Raw genomic sequence first — 20,192 nt, 5'->3', positions numbered from 1 at the left:
GAGGACCCAGTGGCCAAGGCCAAGTTCGAGCGGACAAAGCCGCACGTAAACATCGGAACAATCGGTCACGTCGACCACGGAAAGACCACGCTCACCGCGGCCATTTCCAAGGTGCTGGCTGACAAGTTCCCGTCTGCGACCAACGTTCAGCGCGATTTCGCGTCGATCGACTCCGCTCCCGAGGAGCGCCAGCGCGGCATCACGATCAACATCTCGCACGTCGAGTACGAGACCGCGAAGCGCCACTACGCGCACGTCGACGCCCCCGGTCACGCTGACTACATCAAGAACATGATCACCGGTGCAGCCCAGATGGACGGCGCGATCCTCGTCGTCGCCGCCACCGACGGCCCGATGGCCCAGACCCGCGAGCACGTTCTGCTCGCCCGCCAGGTCGGCGTGCCGTACCTGCTGGTCGCGCTGAACAAGACCGACGCGGTCGACGACGAAGAGATCCTCGAGCTCGTCGAGCTCGAGGTCCGCGAGCTGCTGTCGAGCCAGGGCTTCCCCGGCGACGACGCGCCCGTCGTTCGTGTCTCCGCTCTCAAGGCCCTCGAGGGTGACGAGAAGTGGGTCGACAGCATCGTCGAGCTCATGGCAGCTGTCGACGAGTCCGTGCCCGACCCGGTGCGCGACCGTGACAAGCCGTTCCTCATGCCGATCGAAGACGTCTTCACGATCACCGGTCGTGGCACCGTCGTCACCGGCCGCGCAGAGCGCGGAACCCTCGCCATCAACTCCGAGGTCGAGATCGTGGGCATCCGTCCCACCGTCAAGACCACGGTCACCGGTATCGAGATGTTCCACAAGCAGCTCGACGAGGCGTGGGCCGGCGAGAACTGTGGTCTTCTTCTCCGTGGCACCAAGCGCGAAGACGTCGAGCGCGGCCAGGTCGTCGTCAAGCCCGGTTCGGTCACCCCGCACACCGGCTTCGACGGCACCGCGTACATCCTCTCGAAGGATGAGGGTGGGCGTCACAACCCGTTCTACACGAACTACCGTCCGCAGTTCTACTTCCGCACCACCGACGTCACCGGCGTCATCACGCTGCCCGAGGGCACCGAGATGGTCATGCCCGGCGACACCACCGACATCAGCGTTGAGCTCATCCAGCCCATCGCGATGGAGGAGGGCCTCGGCTTCGCCATCCGTGAGGGTGGCCGCACCGTCGGCGCCGGAACGGTGACCAAGGTCACCAAGTAGCACCGCAGCTGAACTGAAGAAGGGCCGCCCCGCAAGGGTGCGGCCCTTCTTTCGTTAACCCGCCCACGCACCCCCACCCCCCGCCCCCCGCCCCCCCCGCCCCCGATCCGATACGTGAGACACCTACGTGCAGTTGAGACGCGCATGCGCGCCTCAACTGCACGCACCTGTCTCACATCTGCAGTCGCTGGGGCGGACGGGTGGGTGCTCCACAGGGGGAGTCCGGGGTGGGTTGTGCACAGATTGCGGATGGGGCAGATGGGGGGAGGGGGTCGGGCGCCATTCTCGGGTCATGAGCTTCGACAACATCCGTGCCCTTCAACTTGAATTCGTTCGCAGTGGGAGCCTCGCCACCGCGGTGGACGATCGTGCTCTCCGTCGATCGCTACAGAGCGGAGAGCGGGTCAGGCTTCGCCGAAGTGTCTACGTGTCGAGTGACGAATGGCGTGCTACAGCGGAACGCGGACGGCAGATCGCCCGGATCAGGGCTGTGGCGGGGACGCGTCAGCGTGCGGTCATCGGATACGAATCCGCCGCCATCCTCTGGGGCTACCCGCGTCTCGGTGCGTGGCCACGTGAGGTGCATCTGGTCTCAGCGCCGGGCTCTGGCGCGCACAGCCGAGCGGCAGTGCGCGAGCATCGCGTGCAACTGCCCGCGGAAGACGTCACGCGGGTCGACGGCCTGCGGGTGACCACGCCGCTTCGCACTCTTGTTGATGTCGCCCGTTCGTGCAGCACGCTCGCCGCGGTGGTGATGATCGACCATGCCCTGAACCGCGACGTCTGCGCGCCGGAGCTGCAAGCCGACCTGCCCGAGCTCGAGCACCTTGCGAGGGAGCGGGTCCGCGGCCGAGGGCAGGCGAAGGTCCGCCTCGCGATCGGGGCAGCTCGGGTCGGTGCCACGAGTCCGGGTGAGAGTTGGAGTCGGCTGCTGATGTCCGACTTCGGGATGCCCAAGCCGGCGCTCCAGACGAGGCACGCCAACCCCCGCGGTGGCTTCTACTACACGGATTTCGAATGGCCTGAGCTCAAGATCATCGGAGAGTTCGATGGCAGGGGTAAGTATCTGAAACCCGAGTACCTCGGCTCGATGTCGCCGGGTGAAGCAGTCGTGGCAGAGAAGATCCGTGAGGATCACTTGCGCGCCGAGGGCAACAACGTTGCGCGTTGGATGTTCGATGACCTGCGCACCCCCACGCGTCTCCGCAGCCTCCTCACCACGGCCGGCGTGCCCGTCATCCGAAAGTGAGACACGTGTGCGCTGGTGAGACGCGCGTGCGCGTCTCGCCAGGCCGCAGGTGTCTCACTTGGGGGCGGGCTTGCCGAGGTGTTGCGGTGCGCGGGGCGGCGGGCCGCCGGTGGGCCGGGACGGGGCCGGGTAGGGTCGGGGGATGGTGAGGTTGCGACGGAGCGATTCGAGCGGGAGGGGGCTCCGGCGGCTCAAGGCGGGGCGCGGGTTCACGTACCGCGACGTCGACGGGACCACGCTCACCGACCCGGAGCTCCGCGCCCGCATCGAGCACCTCGGCATTCCGCCGGCCTGGCGCGAGGTGTGGATCGCACCGTACGTGAACGGCCACATCCAGGCCACCGGTATCGACGCCGCAGGCCGCCGCCAGTACATCTACCACCCCACCTGGCGCGAGCAGAAGGACCGCATCAAGTTCGACCGGGCGCTCAGCCTCGCCGAGTCGCTGCCCGTCGCCCGGCGGAAGGTCACACTCGACCTCCGGCGCGAGCAGCCCGACCGCGATCGTGCATCGGCCGCCGCATTCCGGATGCTCGACCAGGGTTCGCTCCGGGTGGGTAGCGAGCGGTACGCCGAGCAGCACGGCAGTTACGGACTCTCGACCCTCCTCTGCGCGCACGTGCGGGTGAGCGGCGACACCGTTCATCTCGCGTTCCCGGCGAAGAGCGGGCAGTCGTGGGAGTCCGACATCCGCGACGAAGAGCTCGCCCGGGTGGTCGCCGGACTGAAGCGGCGTGGGCCGAACGCCCACCTGCTGGCCTTTCGCGACGGGCGGGGCCACTGGCATCCGCTGGGCGCTTTCGACATCAACTCGTACGTGCGGGAGCAGACCGGGGGAGAGTTCACCGCCAAGGACTTCCGCACCCTGCACGGCACTCTGGCCGCGGCGGTGAGCCTCGCGAAGGCGGGGCCGCAGCCCTCGGAGTACAGGCGCAGGAAGGCGCTCGCGCAGAGCATGCGCGACGCGGCGGCTGTTCTGAGCAACACCCCCGCGATCGCGAAGAGCAGTTACGTCGACCCGCGCCTCGTCGACAAGTTCAACGAGGGCCTCACCATCGACCCCGCCCGTCTGGCCTCGGCCGAGAGTGAACTCCGGGCCCTGCTCTACGAGTGACGACCGGCGCAGACGCAGCAGCCCGGGCGTAGTCAGGTGCAGGCTGACGCAGGCAGCGGTGCCGTCGCAGGGCGGCCGGTTAGACCGCGTCCCAGGTGATCGTGGCCGCGGGGCCCGGCACCAGGCGTACCTGGTCGGGGGAGACGCGCGCTCCCGTCTCGTCGACGAATGCGAGCAGCACAGCATCGGTCGAGCCTGCCTTCTGGGCGAGCGACACCCGGCCGCCGGGGTAGGGCGTGTTCTCGTCACCCCACTCCTGCAGCGCCACGAGCACGGTCTTCAGCGACCGGCCCCGCTCGGTGAGGTGGTAGCTGGATCGCTCGCGGGCTCCGGGTTCGCGGTAGGCCCGCCGCTCGAACACCCCAGCGGCCGTGAGCGTCGCCAGGCGTGAGGTGAGGATGTCGCTGGGCACGCCCAGCGCATCCCGGAACTCCGAGAACTTCGTCTGCCCCCGGAGGGCATTGCGCACGATCAGCAGCGACCATTTCTCGCCGAGCAGGTCGAGGCTGCGGTGGATCGAGCACAGGTGTTCTTTCACGGTGGTTGCCACCATTCCAGAATAGAACGGGCTGCCTAGATTGGCAATTCCAACCGAGGAGGCTAGGCTCGACCCCATGACGATTCGACTCACCCGCTTCTCCCGGCGCGGCTCCTTCTGGGCCTCGGCCGCCGTTCTCGCTCTCTGCCTGTGGGCGAGCGGTGCGCCGTCGGTGCTGTACCCGACGTACGCGGCCGAATGGCAGCTCTCGTCGACCGTCATCACCACGATCTTCGCGACCTACCCTCTGGTGCTCCTGATCGTGCTCCTCGTCTTCGGCAGCATCTCCGATACGATCGGGCGACGCCTGGCGATGCTGATGGGAGTGGGCCTCATCCTCGTCTCCGGCCTGGTCTTCGTGGCGGCCCCGGAGGTGTCGTGGCTCTACGTCGGCCGCGCGCTGCAGGGTGCGGGCGCCGGGCTCGCCATCGGAGCGGCCAGTGCCTCGCTCGTCGAGAACAATCCCTCGTCGAACCCGCGCCTGGCGAGTTCGCTCACCGCCGCGTCGACCGCCCTCGGTCTCACCCTCGCCCTGCTCGTCTCGGGCACGCTCGCCCAGTACGCCCCCCTGCCCGAGCGCCTGAGCTTCTGGGTGCTCGTCGTTCTGAGCGGAGTGGTCGCGCTTGCGGTCTGGCTAATGCCGCGGCAGGTTCCGGATGCCCGGGGCATCCCCTGGCGGCCCCAGCCCCTGCGCGTACCGAGGCCGGCGCTCGGGGTCTTCGTCGTCTCGACCCTGGCCGTCTCGCTGGCCTACGCCGTCGGAGCGGTGTTCCTGTCGCTCGGCGCCTCGATCGCCCGCGAGCTGACCGGTACGACGAACCTCCTCGTGGTGGGTGGTCTGCTCGCCATCTCCTCCGTCATGATCGGTGCGACGGCCATCGTGCTGCAGCGCATCCATTCCCACATCGCCGTGATCGTGGGGGCCGTGGTCTCGATCGGCGGCCTGGGCCTGCTCGAGCTGTGTGCGGCATCCGGTTCGCTTCTGCTCTTCCTGCTCTGGTGCGTCGTGGGCGGCGTCGGCTACTCCCTCGTCTTCATGGGTGGGCTCGCCCTCATCGCCCGCGCGAGCGAACCGCAGCACCGCGGCGCCACGCTGTCGGCTCTGTACCTCTTCTCATACCTGGTGCAGGCAGTCACGGCGGTCGGAGCGGGCATCCTTGCGACCGCACTGGGCCTTGCCGCCTCCGTGGACACCGTGGCGCCGCTCGTCGCCGTGCTCGCCGTCGCACTCGCCGTTCTCGCGACACTCGACTGGCGGCTCCGGATGCGCCCGAAGGCACTCGTCGCCCAGTAACGGCGCGACACGCCGCCGCGACACGCCCGGGTTGCACGAGCCCATTCCGTGTGGCAGACTCTTCTAGTTCGGTATTCCGGGTGGAAGTGTGTTTGCACACCAGCAGCCCTGATCACTACCAGGCAGTGCATAGCTATAGATCCTCGATCTTGTAGGGCTAGGCCGCGGGTAGCAGAACAAGCGTGAGAAACCCTCTCGAGAAAGCAGCTTCGCTGCGCGCCCGGGTGGCTTTGAAAGAACAACAAGAGTGATGGCGCGTCCAATGCAGCCAAGGCGAACAACGCCTTCGGGATGTACGACGCAAGACAAGAGAGATGAGTCAAACATGGCGGGACAAAAGATCCGCATTCGACTTAAGTCGTATGACCACGAGGTCATCGACAGCTCGGCGCGCAAGATCGTCGACACAGTCACTCGTGCAGGTGCAACCGTGGTGGGCCCCGTGCCGCTGCCGACCGAGAAGAACGTCATCGCGGTCATCCGTTCGCCCCACAAGTACAAAGACAGCTTCGAGCACTTCGAGAAGCGCACCCACAAGCGCCTCATCGACATCATCGACCCGACGCCCAAGGCTGTCGACTCGCTGATGCGCCTCGACCTCCCGGCCGATGTCAACATCGAGATCAAGCTGTAGGGAGCGGGCAATGGCTACTACTTCAACCAAGACTTCCAAGGGACTGCTGGGCATCAAGCTCGGCATGACCCAGGTGTGGGACGAGAACAACCGTCTCATCCCCGTCACCGTCGTCCAGGTCACTCCGAACGTCGTGACCCAGATCCGTACCCCCGAGGTCGACGGCTACCAGGCCGTTCAGATCGCGGCCGGCCAGATCGACCCACGCAAGGTGAACAAGCCCGAGACCGGTCACTTCGACAAGGCAGGCGTCACGCCCCGCCGTCACGTCACCGAGATCCGCACCGCTGACGCCGCTGAGTACACCATCGGCCAGGAACTGACCGTCGATGGCGTGTTCGAGGCCGGCAAGAAGGTCGACGTCGTCGGCACCAGCAAGGGCAAGGGTTTCGCCGGTGTCATGAAGCGACACAACTTCAAGGGTGTCTCCTCGTCGCACGGTTCTCACCGCAACCACCGCAAGCCCGGTTCCATCGGCGCCTCCTCGACCCCCAGCCGTGTCTTCAAGGGCATGCGCATGGCCGGTCGCATGGGTGGCGAGCGCGTCACCGTGCTGAACCTCGTCGTTCACTCGGTCGACGCCGAGAAGAACCTCATCCTCGTCAAGGGCGCCGTTCCCGGTGGCCGTGGCCGTCTCGTATTCGTTCGCACCGCAGTGAAGGGGGCGTAGTTCTCATGACTGACGCAAACATCACCACTGTCGACATCATCGACGCCCAGGGCCAGAAGGCCGGCACCGTCGAGCTCCCGGCCGAGCTCTTCGACGTTGCCACCAACGTGCCGCTCATCCACCAGGTCGTCGTCGCACAGCTCGCGGCCGCACGCCAGGGTACCTCCAAGGTCAAGCGCCGCGGCGAGGTCTCGGGTGCCGGCCGCAAGCCGTTCAAGCAGAAGGGAACCGGTCGCGCCCGCCAGGGCTCGATCCGTGCTCCCCAGATGACCGGTGGTGGAATCGTGCACGGCCCGACTCCCCGCAGCTACGACCAGCGCACACCCAAGAAGATGATCGCGGCAGCACTGCTGGGGTCGCTCTCCGACCGTGCCCGCGGCAGCCGCGTGCACGTCGTCGACTCGCTGACGCTCGGCCCCGTTCCGTCCACCAAGACGGCGATGGCCCTCCTCGGCCAGATCGCGACGAGCAAGCACGTTCTCGTGGTCGTCGAGCGCGGCGACGACATCGCCGTGAACAGTGTTCGCAACGTTCCCGAAGTCCACGTTCTGACCTACGACCAGCTGAACGCCTACGACGTGCTGGTGAGCGATGACATCGTCTTCACCAAGGGCGCCATCGAGGGCTTCATCGCCTCGAAGCAGCGTTCGGTGAACACCGAGAAAGCTGAGGTTGCAGCATGAGCGGCAACAACAAAGACCCCCGCGACATCATCATCTCGCCGGTCGTCTCCGAGAAGAGCTACAGCCTGATCGATGAGGGCAAGTACACGTTCATCGTGGCGCCCACCTCGAACAAGACCGAGATCAAGCTCGCCATCGAGAAGATCTTCGACGTTCAGGTCGCTTCGGTCAACACGATGAACAAGATCGGCAAGACCCGTCGCACCAAGTTCGGCCTGGGAAAGCGCAAAGACACCAAGCGTGCCATTGTCACCCTCAAGTCCGGCACCATCGACATCTTCACGGCTGTTGGCTAAGTCGGAATCCAGAGGATAAAAACATGGCTATTCGCAAGTACAAGCCGACCACTCCCGGTCGTCGTGGCTCGTCGGTCTCCGATTTCGCGGAGATCACGCGCACGACGCCCGAGAAGTCGCTGCTTCGCCCGCTTCCCAAGACCGGCGGTCGTAACAACGCCGGCCGCATCACGACCCGTCACATCGGTGGTGGCCACAAGCGCCAGTACCGTGTCATCGACTTCAAGCGCAATGACAAAGACGGCGTGAACGCCCGTGTCGCCGAGATCGAGTACGACCCGAACCGCACGGCTCGCATCGCGCTCCTGCACTTCGTCGACGGCTCCAAGCGGTACATCATCGCCCCGAACAAGCTCAACCAGGGCGACATCATCGAGTCGGGAGCCGGCGCTGACATCAAGCCCGGCAACAACCTGCCGCTGAAGAACATCCCCGTCGGTACCGTCATCCACGCGATCGAGCTGAAGCCGGGTGGGGGCGCCAAGATGGCCCGTTCCGCCGGTGCATCCGTTCGCCTCGTGGCTAAAGACGGCCCCTACGCCCAGCTTCGTCTGCCGAGCGGCGAGATCCGCAACGTGGATGCCCGCTGCCGCGCGACGATCGGCGAGGTCGGCAATGCCGAGCAGTCGAACATCAACTGGGGCAAGGCCGGCCGCAAGCGCTGGTTGGGCGTTCGCCCGACCGTGCGTGGCGTCGCCATGAACCCGGTCGACCACCCGCACGGTGGTGGTGAGGGCAAGACCTCCGGTGGTCGCCACCCGGTCAGCCCGTGGGGCCAGAAAGAGGGCCGCACCCGCCACATCAACAAAGAGAGCGACAAGCTCATCGTTCGCCGCCGCAACGTCGGCAAGAAGCGTAAGTAGGAGCGTTAGAAGATGCCACGTAGTCTCAAGAAGGGCCCCTTCGTCGACGACCACCTGCTTCGCAAGGTTGTCGTACAGAACGAAGCTGGTTCGAAGAACGTCATCAAGACCTGGTCACGCCGGTCGATGATCATCCCGGCAATGCTGGGCCACACGATCGCCGTGCACGACGGTCGTAAGCACATCCCCGTGTTCATCACGGAGACCATGGTCGGTCACAAGCTCGGCGAGTTCTCGCCGACGCGTACCTTCCGCGGCCACGTGAAAGACGACAAGAAGGGTCGTCGCCGCTAACGCGGTGACGGAAGGAGGAGAGAAATGGTGGAGTCGATCGCACGCGTGCGTCACATCCGCGTCACCCCCATGAAAGCTCGTCGCGTCGTCAACCTGATCCGCGGCAAGCAGGCCATGGAGGCCCTGGCAATCCTGAAGTTCGCCCCGCAGGGCGCAAGCGAGCCTGTCTACAAGCTCGTCGCCTCTGCGATCGCCAACGCGAAGGTCAAGGCCGATGCCAGCAACAGCTACCTCGACGAGCAGGATCTGTTCGTTTCGGCTGCATTCGTCGACGAGGGTACGACCCTCAAGCGTTTCCAGCCCCGTGCCCAGGGTCGCGCGTTCCAGATCCTGAAGCGCTCCAGCCACATCACGGTCGTCCTCTCGACGCCCGATGAGGTCGAAGCATCCGCTCAGGGTTCCAAGAAGGCAGGAAAGAAGTAATGGGCCAGAAAGTAAACCCCTACGGTTTCCGTCTGGGCATCACGACCGACCACGTGTCGCGCTGGTTCTCTGACAGCACCAAGGTAGGACAGCGCTACAGCGACTTCGTCGCCGAAGACGTCAAGATCCGCAACCTGCTCACGAAGAGCCTCGACCGTGCGGGCGTCGCCCGCATCGAGATCGAGCGCACCCGTGACCGCGTCCGTGTCGACATCCACACCGCCCGCCCGGGCATCGTGATCGGTCGTCGTGGCGCCGAGGCCGAGCGAATCCGCTCCGACCTCGAGAAGCTCACCAAGAAGCAGATCCAGCTGAACATCCTCGAGGTGAAGAACCCCGAGGCCGAGGCTCAGCTGGTCGCACAGGGCATCGCCGAGCAGCTCTCCGCACGTGTGGCTTTCCGTCGCGCCATGCGGAAGGGCCTGCAGGGTGCCCAGCGCCTTCCGAGCGTCAAGGGTGTGCGCATCCAGGTCTCCGGCCGCCTCGGTGGCGCTGAGATGAGTCGTTCGGAGTTCTACCGCGAAGGTCGTGTACCTCTGCACACCCTGCGCGCCAACATCGACTACGGCTTCTACGAGGCGAAGACGACGTTCGGCCGCATCGGCGTGAAGGTCTGGATCTACAAGGGCGACATCACCAACAAGGAGCTTGCCCGCGAGCAGGCCAACCAGAAGTCATCGCGCCCCGAGCGTCGTGACGACCGCCGTGGTGGCGACGACCGTCGCCCGCCGCGTTCGGCCGCCCCGAAGGCAGACGCCGCGCCCGTGGCCGCAGCAGGAGTTGAGGCATAACCATGTTGATTCCACGCAGAGTCAAGCACCGCAAGCAGCACCACCCCGGTCGTAGCGGCCAGGCGACCGGTGGCACCGAGGTGTCGTTCGGCGAGTGGGGCATCCAGGCCCTCACGCCCGCCTACGTGACGAACCGCCAGATCGAGTCCGCTCGTATCGCGATGACCCGTCACATCAAGCGTGGTGGGAAGGTGTGGATCAACATCTACCCCGACCGCCCGCTCACGAAGAAGCCGGCTGAGACCCGCATGGGTTCCGGTAAGGGTTCACCCGAGTGGTGGATCGCGAACGTCAAGCCCGGTCGCGTGCTGTTCGAGCTCTCCGGCGTCTCCGACGTCGTCGCTCGTGAGGCACTCACCCGTGCAATCCACAAGCTGCCTCTCAAGGCACGCATCATCAAGCGCGAAGAAGGTGACGCATAATGGCAATCGGTTCCAAGGAGCTCACCCCCGTCGAGCTCGACACATTCGAAGACTCACGTCTTGCCGAAGAGCTGCGGAAGGCCAAGGAAGAGCTGTTCAACCTGCGCTTCCAGTCGGCCACCGGCCAGCTCGAGAGCCACGGTCGCCTGCGTGCCGTGAAGCGCGACATCGCCCGCATCTACACGATCGTCCGTGAGCGTGAGCTCGGCATCCGTGCCACGCCCGCTCCGGTCGAGGTTGCACCCGCAGCCGAGGCGGCGCCCAAGAAGACCAAGAAGGCCAAGGCCGCCCCTGCTGAAGAGGCCGCCGTCGCCGAGACAACCGAGGAGGCCAAGTAATGGCCAAGGCTGAAGCAGCGTCCGCTGCCCCCGTCGAGACTGTCGCCGCGCCCGAGAAGGAGCGCGGTTATCGCAAGTCACGCCGTGGCTACGTCACCAGCGACAAGATGCAGAAGACCATCGTCGTCGAGGTCGAAGACCGCGTGAAGCACCCCCTGTACGGCAAGGTCATCCGCCGTACCTCCAAGGTGAAGGTGCACGACGAAGCCAACACCGCCGGCATCGGCGACCTGGTGCTCATCTCCGAGACCCGTCCGCTCAGCGCCACCAAGCGCTGGCGCCTGGTCGAGGTTCTCGAAAAGGCCAAGTAAGCGCCCCGCGCTTACTTCTGTAAGGAGTAGAAGTGATTCAGCAGGAATCCCGGCTCAAGGTTGCCGACAACACCGGCGCCAAAGAGCTGCTGACCATCCGTGTACTCGGTGGATCAGGACGCCGTTACGCCGGCCTGGGTGACGTCATCGTCGCCACCGTCAAAGACGCCATTCCCGGCGGCACCGTCAAGCGCGGAGACGTCGTCAAGGCGGTCATCGTGCGCACCAAGAAAGAGACCCGTCGCGTCGACGGTTCTTACATCAAGTTCGACGAGAACGCTGCGGTCATCCTGCGCGCCAACGACAAGGAGCCTCGCGGCTCCCGTGTCTTCGGCCCGGTCGGCCGCGAGCTTCGCGACAAGAGCTTCATGAAGATCATCTCGCTGGCACCGGAGGTCATTTAATCATGGCGAATATCAAGAAGGGTGATGTCGTTCAGGTCATCACCGGCAAGAGCCAGGCTCGCGGCGGAGACCGTGGCAAGCAGGGTCGCGTCATCGAAGTACAGGTCGAGAAGAACCGCGTCATCGTCGAGGGCATCAACTTCGTGAAGAAGCACGTGCGCGTCGGCCAGACCCAGCGCGGTACGAAGACCGGTGGCATCGAGACCGTCGAGGCCTCGATCCACGTGTCGAACGTCGCGCTCATCGACCCCGACACCAAGAAGCCGACCCGCGTCGGTTTCCGCGTCGAGCAGGTCACCACAGACGGCGTTACCAAGAATGTCCGCATTCGGTACGCCAAGAAATCAGGTAAGGACCTGTAATGACTGACACCGCAACTGCAGCGCCGGCTGGCAAAATCCAGCCGCGCCTGAAGCAGAAGTACCAGAACGAGATCACCGCCCAGCTCAAGAAGGACTTCGGCTTCACGAACATCCACCAGGTTCCGGGCCTCATCAAGGTCGTCGTGAACACCGGTGTCGGTGAGGCAGCCCGTGACGGCAAGATCATCGACGGGGCCGTCAAGGACCTCACGGCGATCACCGGCCAGAAGCCGCAGGTCACCAAGGCCCGCAAGTCCATCGCGCAGTTCAAGCTGCGTGAGGGCCAGCCGATCGGCGCCCACGTCACCCTCCGTGGTGACCGTGCCTGGGAGTTCCTCGACCGGCTTCTGTCGCTCGCTCTTCCCCGCATCCGTGACTTCCGTGGTCTCTCCGACCGCCAGTTCGACGGCTCGGGCAACTACACCTTCGGTCTGACCGAGCAGTCGATGTTCCACGAGATCGACCAGGACAAGATCGACCGCGTGCGTGGGTTCGACATCACCGTCGTCACCACCGCGAAGACCGACGACGAGGGTCGTGCGCTGCTGAAGGCGCTCGGCTTCCCGTTCAAGACCGCAGACAACTCCTAAACCAGCTTCACCCCGGCTCAGCAACTCGGCTGAGCCGGCCAAGACCACAGGTCGGCATCCTTGCACAGGGTGTCGAAACCAGGCCAGAAAGGCTCCACCCCCATGACAATGACAGATCCGGTCGCAGACATGCTGACCAGACTGCGGAACGCCAACTCGGCGTTCCACGACACCGTGTCGATGCCGCACTCGAAGCTCAAGTCGCACATCGCCGACATCCTCAAGAGCGAGGGCTACATTGCCTCGTGGGACGTCAAAGACGCAGAGGTCGGCCAGACGCTGACCCTCGCCCTCAAGTTCGGGCCGAACCGCGAGCGCTCCATTGCGGGCATCAAGCGCGTTTCGAAGCCCGGCCTCCGCGTGTACGCGAAGTCGACCGAGATCCCCACGGTTCTCGGCGGGCTCGGTGTCGCCATCCTCTCGACGTCGTCCGGTCTGCTGACCGACCGACAGGCTTCCAAGAAGGGCGTGGGTGGGGAAGTCCTCGCCTACGTGTGGTGATCGCAGATGTCACGTATCGGCAGACTCCCCATTCCGATCCCTGCAGGGGTCGACATCACGATCGACGGCCAGCTCGTCCAGGTGAAGGGCCCCAAGGGTGAGCTCGTTCTCACCGTCAAGGCTCCCATCGAGGCCAAGGTCGAAGACAACCAGATCCTGGTCACCCGTCCTGACGACGAGCGCGAATCGCGTTCGCTGCACGGCCTGACCCGCACGCTCATCGCCAACCAGATCATCGGCGTCACCGAGGGGTACTCCAAGGGCCTCGAGGTCGTCGGTACCGGTTACCGCGTTGCCGCCAAGGGTGCGAACGTCGAGTTCGCTCTCGGTTACTCCCACTCCATCACCGTCGAGCCGCCCGCGGGCATCAGCTTCACGGTGGAGGGTGTCAACAAGCTCACTGTCAGCGGCATCGACAAGCAGGCTGTGGGCGAAGTAGCTGCCAACATTCGTAAGTTGCGGAAGCCGGAGCCCTACAAGGGCAAGGGTGTGCGCTACGCCGGCGAGGTTGTTCGTCGCAAGGCCGGAAAGAGCGGTAAGTAATCATGGCTACTGGAACTAGAGGCAAGAGCAAGGCCGCAGCACGCGGTCGTCGCCACGACCGTCTTCGCAAGAAGATCGAGGGCACCGAGGTTCGTCCTCGCCTGGTCGTCACCCGTTCGGCCCGCCACGTCTTCGTGCAGGTCGTCGACGACAGCAAGGGGTTCACCCTGGCGTCGGCTTCGACCCTCGAAGCCGACCTGCGCACCTTCGATGGTGACAAGTCGGCCAAGGCTCACAAAGTCGGCGAACTCGTCGCCGAGCGCGCCAAGGCTGCTGGCATCGAAGCAGTCGTATTCGACCGAGGCGGTAACCGCTACGCCGGCCGTGTCGCGGCTGTCGCCGACGGCGCCCGGGAAGGCGGTCTGGACCTGTGACCGACGAAAAAGCAAAGGAAGCTACCGTGGCAGACGCTACGAGCACTGAAGCCTCAGCGACTGAGGCGCCCACAACCGAGACCACGGCTGCTGCGCAGAACGAGCCTCGCGAGGCCCGTCGTGGTGGTCGCGAGCGCAACCCGAACAAGGATCGCGGAGCGCGTGACTCTGACAAGAGCCAGTTCCTCGAGCGCGTCGTCACCATCAACCGCGTCTCGAAGGTGGTGAAGGGTGGTCGTCGCTTCAGCTTCACGGCTCTCGTCGTCGTCGGTGACGGCAACGGTCTGGTGGGTGTCGGCTACGGCAAGGCCCGTGAGGTGCCGACCGCGATCTCGAAGGGCGTCGAAGAGGCCAAGAAGAACTTCTTCCGCGTTCCCCGCGTCGCCAACACCATTCCCCACCCCGTCCAGGGTGAGGCTGCTGCTGGCGTCGTGCTCCTTCGTCCGGCTGCGGCCGGTACCGGCGTCATCGCCGGTGGCCCGGTGCGCGCCGTTCTCGAATGTGCAGGCATCCACGATGTCCTGAGCAAGTCGCTCGGTTCGTCGAACACGATCAACATCGTGCACGCGACCGTCACGGCACTCAAGCAGCTCGAAGAGCCCCGCGCCGTGGCAGCACGCCGTGGCCTGACGCTCGAGCAGGTCGTGCCCGCACGTCTGCTCCGCGCCCAGGCTGACGCCGATGCGGCTGCGTCTCTCGCAAAGGCAGGTGCCTGATGGCCACCAGCCTGAAGATCACGCAGATCAAATCCAAGATCAGCGAAAAGCAAGACCAGCGCGACACTCTGCGTAGCCTCGGCCTCCACCGCATCGGCCAGTCCGTTGTGCGTGACGACAACTCGCAGAACCGCGGCTACGTTCGCCACGTCGCTCACCTGGTGAAAGTCGAGGAGATTGACTAATGGCTAAGAAAGACACAGACCCCGCTGCGGTCGTCGAGACGAAGGCCGCAACGGCTGACGCTCCCGTCGCCCGCGACCAGGTATTGAAGGTCCACCACCTCCGCCCCGCCGCCGGTGCCAAGAAGTCGCGCCAGCGTGTCGGTCGCGGTGAAGGCTCCAAGGGTAAGACCGCGGGCCGTGGCACCAAGGGCACGAAGGCGCGCTACAACGTGCGCCTCGGGTTCGAGGGCGGCCAGATGCCGCAGCACATGCGCACACCGAAGCTGCGCGGGTTCAAGAACCCGTTCAAGGTGTACTACCAGGTCGTCAACCTCGACCGTCTCGCCGAGCTGTACCCGACGGGTGGCGATGTCACCATCGCCGGCCTCGTCGCCAAGGGTGCGGTTCGCGACAACGAGAAGGTCAAGATCCTGGGCAACGGCGAGATCGCCGTGGCTCTGACCGTCTCGGTCGACAAGGTCTCGACCTTCGCTGAGCAGAAGATCGTTGCTGCCGGCGGTTCGATCAAGTAGCTCTGCACGCTCGTCGCGGGGGCGGCTTCCTTCGGGTTGCCGCCCCTTTGGCCTCTCGGCCGGGGAGGATCGAGTAGAGTCTTCGTGGGAATTCTTTCCTGTGGGGGCTTCGCTCGTAGAAGTCTCGTTTTCACCAAGCAGGAGGCCTTTTTTTGTTTAGAGCCGTCGGCAGGATCTTCCGCACACCGGATCTCCGCCGAAAAATTCTGTTCACGCTCGGCATCATCGCGCTGTTCAGGCTGGGGTCGTTCATCCCGGCTCCCTTTGTCGACTTCGGTAACGTGCAGGCTTGTCTTGCCGCCAACCAGAACACGTCGGGCCTGTACGAGCTCGTCAACCTGTTCAGCGGCGGAGCCCTGTTGCAGCTGTCGATCTTCGCACTCGGCATCATGCCGTACATCACCGCGTCGATCATCGTGCAGCTGCTCCGCGTGGTCATCCCGCACTTCGAGACCCTCTACAAAGAGGGTCAGGCCGGCCAGAGCAAGCTGACGCAGTACACGCGTTACCTCACCATCGCCCTGGGCGTGCTGCAGTCGACGACGCTCATCACCGTGGCGCGAAGTGGCGCCCTCTTCGGTACGAGCACGACGACCGAGTGCACCCAGCTCATCTCCAACGACTCCTGGTACGCCATCATGCTGATGGTCATCACGATGACCGCCGGCACCGGCCTCATCATGTGGATGGGCGAGCTCGTCACCGAGCGCGGCATCGGCAACGGCATGTCGCTGCTCATCTTCACCTCGATCGCCGCCCGTTTCCCGGGTTCGCTGCAGTCGATCTGGCAGCAGCAGGGAGTCGAGGTGCTGGCCGTCGTGCTGGTCATCGGCATCCTGACCATGGCAGGCGTGGTGTTCGTCGAACAGTCGCAGCGCCGAATACCGGTGCAGTACGCCAAACGCATGGTCGGCAGGCGCACCTACGGCGGCAACAACACCTACATCCCCATCAAGGTCAACATGGCCGGCGTCGTCCCCGTCATCTTCGCGTCGTCGCTGCTGTACCTGCCCGCACTCATCGCGCAGTTCAATCAGCCCCAGGCGGGCCAAGAGCCCGCGGCGTGGGTGACCTGGGTCACGAACTACCTGACGAAGGGTGACCACCCGCTCTACATGCTCCTGTACTTCCTGCTCATCGTCGGCTTCACCTACTTCTACGTCGCGATCACCTTCAACCCCGAAGAGGTCGCCGACAACATGAAGAAGTACGGCGGGTTCATTCCCGGCATCCGTGCAGGTCGCCCCACGGCCGAATATCTCGACTACGTCCTGACGCGCATCACGCTGCCGGGCTCGATCTATCTGGGCCTGATCGCTCTGATACCGCTGGCGGCGTTCTCGCTGATCGGTGCGAACCAGAACTTCCCGTTCGGTGGGGCCTCGATCCTGATCATCGTGGGCGTCGGCCTCGAGACGGTCAAGCAGATCGACTCCCAGCTGCAGCAGCGGCACTACGAAGGACTGCTGCGATGACCAGGCTCCTGCTGATCGGGCCTCCCGGCGCAGGCAAGGGAACGCAGGCCGTTCGTCTCTCGGCAGCGTGCGGCATTCCCGCGATCTCGACCGGCGACATCTTCCGTGCGAACGTGGCCGAGGAGACCGAGCTCGGTCTGAAGGCCAAGGAGTTCATGGATGCGGGCAAGTACGTTCCCGACAGCCTGACGAACGATCTCGTTCGCAGTCGTCTGCTCGAGGCCGACGTCGAGGGCGGTTTTCTTCTCGACGGGTACCCGCGCACCACGGCCCAGGTCGACGAACTCGACGACATCCTGGCAGCGGGCGGTCACGGCGACGGTCTCGACGCCGTGGTGCTGCTGGTGGCAGACAGCGACGAGATCGTGGCCCGGCTCACCAAGCGAGCCGCTGAACAGGGTCGCAGCGACGACACCGAGAATGTCATCCGGCACCGTCTCGACGTGTACGAAGAGCAGACGGCGCCGCTCATCGACGTCTACACCGCGCGTGAACTCGTCGTGACCGTCGATGGCCTCGGCAGCGTCGACGACGTGACGGAACGCATCACCCAAGCCCTCGAGGCTCGCGGCATCGTGCTCTCGCACGCCTAGGCTCCGCGCCATGGCGTTTCGCAAGTCGTTCTACAAGACCCCCGCCGAGCTCCGGCTGATGGTGGCGCCGGGGTTGGCGACGCTCGCGTCTCTCGAAGCGGTGCGGGCGATCATCCGGCCCGGCATCACGACCCTGGAGCTCAACGACGCAGCCGATCACGCGATCAGGCAGCTCGGCGGTACGTCGAACTTCCAGATGGTGCCCGGTTACCGGCACACGGTCTGCACCTCGGTCAACGACGATGTGGTGCACGGCATTCCGGGCGAGCGGATGCTGCAACCGGGCGACATCGTCTCCATCGACTCCGGCGCAGATGTGGGTGGTTGGAGCGGAGACTCGGCGATCACGGTCGTGCTCGCCGACCCGGAACGGCCGCAGCTCGTCGACGACCGTCAGCGGCTTTCCGACGTGACCGAGGCCTCCCTCTGGCACGGAATCGCCCGGCTCGCCGAGGCGCGACACCTCAACGAGGTCGGCGAGGCCATCGAGGACTACATCGAATCGCAGGGGGAGTACGGCATCCTCACGGACTACATCGGGCACGGCATCGGTCGGAGCATGCACGAGGAGCCGCCGGTCTTCAACTACCGGGTTCGTGCGCGGGGGCCAGAGGTGAAGCCCGGCCTCGTGGTGGCGATCGAGCCGATGGTCACTGCAGGCGGTATCGACACCTTCACCCGCGACGACGACTGGACGGTCGCGACGCGCGACGGGAGCATGACATCGCATTGGGAGCACTCGGTCGCCGTGCACACCGGTGGAATCTGGGTGCTGACGGCCGCCGACGGGGGAGCGGCCCAGCTGGCGCCCCTCGGCATCACCCCGGTGCCGATCGACTGACCGACCGATCGCCTGACCGACCGACCGACTGACCGGTCTCAGCTGTCCATCAGGTGCACGAGCTCCTCGATGAACGCGCTGAAGCTCACCGATCCGCGGATGAGCTGCTGAACCTCGTCGCGCTCGGAGAAGACCTCGACGAACTGGTCGAAGATCGTCTGGAACGAGTTGCGGCCACTGGAGGAGAAGGCGATCAGGGCGATGACGTTGACCCGGTTCTCACCCCAGTCCATCGGATGGTCGTTGACCGCGATGGCGATGGCTGTGCGGTTCGCCGACATCAGCATGGAGTGCGGTACGGCGACGGTGTCGGTGAACGCCGTCGACGACATCCGCTCGCGCTCGATCGCCCCGGCGATATAGGGTTCGTCGATGATGCCCTGAGCGAGCATCCGTTCGCCCAGCTGGGTGATCATGTCGACCTCGTCGCGGGCGCTGAGATTGCGAACGTAGAGCTCTTCGCTGAAGTACAGCAGCAGCTCGTCTTTGAGCTGCCGCCGCCGCTGCTGGCGCCTGACCCGGCGCACAGCGCGACGGATCGTGTCGATGTCGTCATCGGTGAGGAAGGTCTGGACCAGCACCGTGCTGTCGCCGAGCGCGAGCGCGGGAACGGTCGTGATGATGAGGTCGGTGTCGATCTCGGCGCGGTCGATGTCGGTGCGGGTGATGATCTTGTCGACGCGCACCTCGTCGCCGAGCGCGGCCTCGAGCCGTCGGAGCATCATGAGGTGGATGTCGTAGTAGTTCGGAAAGACCAGGGTGCAGGTCACCATCTCCTCGCGCCTCGACTGCCGCTCGAGGTGGGAGCCCACGTGCAGGGCGATATAGGCGATCTCGTCGTCGTTGATCGAGATCGACTCTTTGCGCTGGATCTCGCTCGCGATGAACACGGCCAGCTCGTAGGTCATCGGGTACGACGTCTTGATCGACCGCGTCATCGGGTTTCTGGAATACGAGCTGACCCGTGCTCGCGCCACGAGGTTGCGGACGTGCAGTGCGAGCCGCACGGCGAATTCGTCGTTGTCGAGATCGATGAGATATCGCTCGCTCGCCCGCCTGGCGACCTCGCGCACGAAGGCGACGTCATCGGTCAGGCCGAGCTGTTCGGTCTGTTCGTGCGCCTGCAGATCGTGACCCGGTGTGATGACCCGTGTCGTCAGCAGCATGACGAGGTGTTCCAGGTCGGCGCCCGAGAGGGTCACCGCGAAGTGCCGGTCGAGCAGATCGAGGATGCCCGGGGCCAGCTCGCCCTGAGGTGGAACGGTGGCCGCGGCATCCGTCGGCACCAGGTCTTTCAGGGTGCGGTCGACGGCGATGGCCACGTGCAGCAGCACGCTGTCGAGGCCGTACTCGTTGACGAAGTAACCGCCGGCCCCGAGCAGGTCGAGCAGGTCGGTCTTGAAGGCCGTGAGGTTCACCGAACCGAATTCGTTCTGGATGCGTTCGACCTCGACGAAGCCTCGCGCACTCTCGGCCCGGAACAGCCTGCTGACGAGCCTTCGGCGGTTCTCCTCGGTGCCCTGCACGCTGACCCGACTGCCCTGGCGCCGAAGGGTCAGGCCGCATTCGTCGAGGATGGGCCGGGCCTTTCGGAGGTCGGCCTCGACGGTGGACTCACTCACGAAGAGGGCCGATGCGAGCTCATGCACATCGAGCCCGTCGGGGGTCTCGTTCAACTGGCGCACGACGCGGTAGAGCCGGTCGCCGCCGGAGTCGCCGCTGCGCTGGCCGACCCAGGCGGCGTAGGCGTCGCGGTTCAGGCGGTACCCCTCGGCGGACGACACGATGATGTCGAGTGGTTCGGCCGCCGATTTCGCCGCCGTCACATAGCTGCGAACGCTCCGGGTTGTGACGCCGAGACGGTCAGCGAGCTGGCCCGACGTCGTCCAGCCGTCGTTCTCGGCCAGATAGTCGAGCAGCCGCTGGCGTCTGTCGCTCATGGCCTGAAACTCTACCCGCGAAACCGCAGACAC

General features: G+C 65.2%; 29 protein-coding genes. 27 read left to right on the top strand and 2 right to left on the bottom strand.

Translation table 11 applies throughout. The features are described 5' to 3' along the window. Positions 1-9: 9 nt before the first annotated feature. The 3 genes from tuf (at position 10) to B7R24_RS12570 (ending at position 3,566) form a co-directional block, all read left to right on the top strand. Positions 10-1,203 carry an elongation factor Tu gene (gene tuf, locus B7R24_RS12580; protein ID WP_116419309.1) on the top strand — a complete coding sequence of 398 codons (1,194 nt, stop codon included), beginning with the start codon at positions 10-12 and terminating at the stop codon, positions 1,201-1,203. A 292-nt stretch (positions 1,204-1,495) separates the two neighbouring features. Next, entirely contained in the window at positions 1,496-2,452 is a 957-nt protein-coding gene (locus B7R24_RS18130; protein WP_253259450.1) for a type IV toxin-antitoxin system AbiEi family antitoxin, read from the top strand. Positions 2,453-2,594: 142 nt separating this feature from the next. Continuing rightward, a complete protein-coding gene (locus tag B7R24_RS12570; protein ID WP_116419307.1) occupies positions 2,595-3,566 on the top strand; it encodes a DNA topoisomerase IB in 972 nt (323 codons plus the stop codon). Between the two features lie 79 nt (positions 3,567-3,645). On the opposite strand, the gene B7R24_RS12565 is transcribed toward B7R24_RS12570, so the two are convergent. Further along, positions 3,646-4,116 carry a winged helix-turn-helix transcriptional regulator gene (locus B7R24_RS12565; RefSeq protein ID WP_253259449.1) on the bottom strand — a complete coding sequence of 157 codons (471 nt, stop codon included), beginning with the start codon at positions 4,114-4,116 and terminating at the stop codon, positions 3,646-3,648. Positions 4,117-4,180: 64 nt separating this feature from the next. Between B7R24_RS12565 and B7R24_RS12560 the strand changes: the two genes are divergently transcribed. The 24 genes from B7R24_RS12560 to map all read left to right on the top strand — a co-directional run bounded on the left by B7R24_RS12560 (position 4,181) and on the right by map (position 18,219). Next, positions 4,181-5,398: an MFS transporter gene (locus tag B7R24_RS12560; protein WP_116419305.1), complete on the top strand. Its 1,218-nt coding sequence runs from the start codon at positions 4,181-4,183 to the stop codon at positions 5,396-5,398. Positions 5,399-5,723: 325 nt separating this feature from the next. After that, positions 5,724-6,032 carry a 30S ribosomal protein S10 gene (rpsJ, locus tag B7R24_RS12555; protein ID WP_104242452.1) on the top strand — a complete coding sequence of 103 codons (309 nt, stop codon included), beginning with the start codon at positions 5,724-5,726 and terminating at the stop codon, positions 6,030-6,032. A gap of 10 nt (positions 6,033-6,042) precedes the next feature. Then, the gene (gene rplC / locus B7R24_RS12550; protein WP_116419304.1) at positions 6,043-6,702 is read left to right on the top strand and encodes a 50S ribosomal protein L3; all 660 of its coding nucleotides are present in this window, start codon (positions 6,043-6,045) and stop codon (positions 6,700-6,702) included. Between the two features lie 5 nt (positions 6,703-6,707). Then, on the top strand, positions 6,708-7,385 hold the full coding sequence (gene rplD, locus B7R24_RS12545; protein WP_116419303.1) for a 50S ribosomal protein L4: 678 nt from the start codon (positions 6,708-6,710) through the stop codon (positions 7,383-7,385). Further along, positions 7,382-7,681 (top strand): 50S ribosomal protein L23, encoded by a 300-nt coding sequence (rplW, locus tag B7R24_RS12540; protein ID WP_116419302.1) that lies wholly within the window; start codon positions 7,382-7,384, stop codon positions 7,679-7,681. The genes rplD and rplW overlap by 4 nt, the downstream gene beginning before the upstream one ends. A 23-nt stretch (positions 7,682-7,704) precedes the next feature. After that, on the top strand, positions 7,705-8,544 hold the full coding sequence (rplB, locus tag B7R24_RS12535) for a 50S ribosomal protein L2 (RefSeq protein ID WP_116419301.1): 840 nt from the start codon (positions 7,705-7,707) through the stop codon (positions 8,542-8,544). Positions 8,545-8,556: 12 nt separating this feature from the next. Continuing rightward, positions 8,557-8,838, top strand: a complete 282-nt coding sequence (gene rpsS / locus B7R24_RS12530; protein ID WP_104242462.1) for a 30S ribosomal protein S19 — start codon at positions 8,557-8,559, stop codon at positions 8,836-8,838. A 24-nt stretch (positions 8,839-8,862) separates the two neighbouring features. Continuing rightward, positions 8,863-9,261: a 50S ribosomal protein L22 gene (rplV, locus tag B7R24_RS12525; protein ID WP_116419300.1), complete on the top strand. Its 399-nt coding sequence runs from the start codon at positions 8,863-8,865 to the stop codon at positions 9,259-9,261. After that, entirely contained in the window at positions 9,261-10,052 is a 792-nt protein-coding gene (gene rpsC, locus B7R24_RS12520) for a 30S ribosomal protein S3 (RefSeq protein ID WP_116419299.1), read from the top strand. The genes rplV and rpsC overlap by 1 nt, the downstream gene beginning before the upstream one ends. A 2-nt stretch (positions 10,053-10,054) precedes the next feature. After that, the gene (gene rplP / locus B7R24_RS12515; protein WP_116419298.1) at positions 10,055-10,474 is read left to right on the top strand and encodes a 50S ribosomal protein L16; all 420 of its coding nucleotides are present in this window, start codon (positions 10,055-10,057) and stop codon (positions 10,472-10,474) included. After that, positions 10,474-10,812, top strand: coding sequence for a 50S ribosomal protein L29 (gene rpmC / locus B7R24_RS12510; protein WP_116419297.1), 339 nt, complete (start codon positions 10,474-10,476; stop codon positions 10,810-10,812). Before rplP ends, rpmC begins: the two co-directional genes overlap by 1 nt. Further along, the gene (rpsQ, locus tag B7R24_RS12505; protein ID WP_116419296.1) at positions 10,812-11,123 is read left to right on the top strand and encodes a 30S ribosomal protein S17; all 312 of its coding nucleotides are present in this window, start codon (positions 10,812-10,814) and stop codon (positions 11,121-11,123) included. The genes rpmC and rpsQ overlap by 1 nt, the downstream gene beginning before the upstream one ends. A 32-nt stretch (positions 11,124-11,155) precedes the next feature. After that, positions 11,156-11,527, top strand: a complete 372-nt coding sequence (rplN, locus tag B7R24_RS12500; RefSeq protein WP_104242474.1) for a 50S ribosomal protein L14 — start codon at positions 11,156-11,158, stop codon at positions 11,525-11,527. Positions 11,528-11,529: 2 nt separating this feature from the next. Next, positions 11,530-11,889: a 50S ribosomal protein L24 gene (gene rplX, locus B7R24_RS12495; RefSeq protein ID WP_116419295.1), complete on the top strand. Its 360-nt coding sequence runs from the start codon at positions 11,530-11,532 to the stop codon at positions 11,887-11,889. Further along, entirely contained in the window at positions 11,889-12,479 is a 591-nt protein-coding gene (gene rplE, locus B7R24_RS12490; protein WP_116419294.1) for a 50S ribosomal protein L5, read from the top strand. Before rplX ends, rplE begins: the two co-directional genes overlap by 1 nt. Positions 12,480-12,581: 102 nt before the next feature. Further along, complete coding sequence (rpsH, locus tag B7R24_RS12485) at positions 12,582-12,980, top strand: 30S ribosomal protein S8 (protein WP_116283884.1); 399 nt, start codon at positions 12,582-12,584, stop codon at positions 12,978-12,980. A gap of 6 nt (positions 12,981-12,986) precedes the next feature. Then, positions 12,987-13,523: a 50S ribosomal protein L6 gene (rplF, locus tag B7R24_RS12480; RefSeq protein ID WP_116419293.1), complete on the top strand. Its 537-nt coding sequence runs from the start codon at positions 12,987-12,989 to the stop codon at positions 13,521-13,523. A gap of 2 nt (positions 13,524-13,525) precedes the next feature. Next, entirely contained in the window at positions 13,526-13,897 is a 372-nt protein-coding gene (gene rplR, locus B7R24_RS12475) for a 50S ribosomal protein L18 (protein WP_116419292.1), read from the top strand. A 26-nt stretch (positions 13,898-13,923) separates the two neighbouring features. Continuing rightward, positions 13,924-14,613, top strand: coding sequence for a 30S ribosomal protein S5 (gene rpsE / locus B7R24_RS12470; protein ID WP_116419291.1), 690 nt, complete (start codon positions 13,924-13,926; stop codon positions 14,611-14,613). After that, on the top strand, positions 14,613-14,798 hold the full coding sequence (gene rpmD, locus B7R24_RS12465) for a 50S ribosomal protein L30 (RefSeq protein WP_116419290.1): 186 nt from the start codon (positions 14,613-14,615) through the stop codon (positions 14,796-14,798). The genes rpsE and rpmD overlap by 1 nt, the downstream gene beginning before the upstream one ends. Beyond that, entirely contained in the window at positions 14,798-15,310 is a 513-nt protein-coding gene (gene rplO, locus B7R24_RS12460) for a 50S ribosomal protein L15 (protein WP_116419289.1), read from the top strand. The genes rpmD and rplO overlap by 1 nt, the downstream gene beginning before the upstream one ends. A gap of 152 nt (positions 15,311-15,462) precedes the next feature. Continuing rightward, entirely contained in the window at positions 15,463-16,785 is a 1,323-nt protein-coding gene (secY, locus tag B7R24_RS12455) for a preprotein translocase subunit SecY (RefSeq protein WP_116419288.1), read from the top strand. Beyond that, complete coding sequence (locus B7R24_RS12450) at positions 16,782-17,378, top strand: adenylate kinase (RefSeq protein WP_116419287.1); 597 nt, start codon at positions 16,782-16,784, stop codon at positions 17,376-17,378. The genes secY and B7R24_RS12450 overlap by 4 nt, the downstream gene beginning before the upstream one ends. Before the next feature lie 10 nt (positions 17,379-17,388). Continuing rightward, complete coding sequence (gene map, locus B7R24_RS12445) at positions 17,389-18,219, top strand: type I methionyl aminopeptidase (protein ID WP_116419286.1); 831 nt, start codon at positions 17,389-17,391, stop codon at positions 18,217-18,219. 38 nt (positions 18,220-18,257) lie between these two features. Here the strand turns inward: map and B7R24_RS12440 are convergent, their stop codons facing one another. After that, a complete protein-coding gene (locus tag B7R24_RS12440) occupies positions 18,258-20,159 on the bottom strand; it encodes a BglG family transcription antiterminator (protein WP_116419285.1) in 1,902 nt (633 codons plus the stop codon). Positions 20,160-20,192 lie beyond the last annotated feature (33 nt).

Origin of the sequence: Subtercola boreus, from assembly GCF_003399645.1 — a bacterium.
In the GTDB taxonomy this organism is placed as follows: domain Bacteria; phylum Actinomycetota; class Actinomycetes; order Actinomycetales; family Microbacteriaceae; genus Subtercola; species Subtercola boreus_A.
Note: the sequence above shows the minus strand (reverse complement) of the source record. Positions and strands in the feature narration are given on the sequence as shown.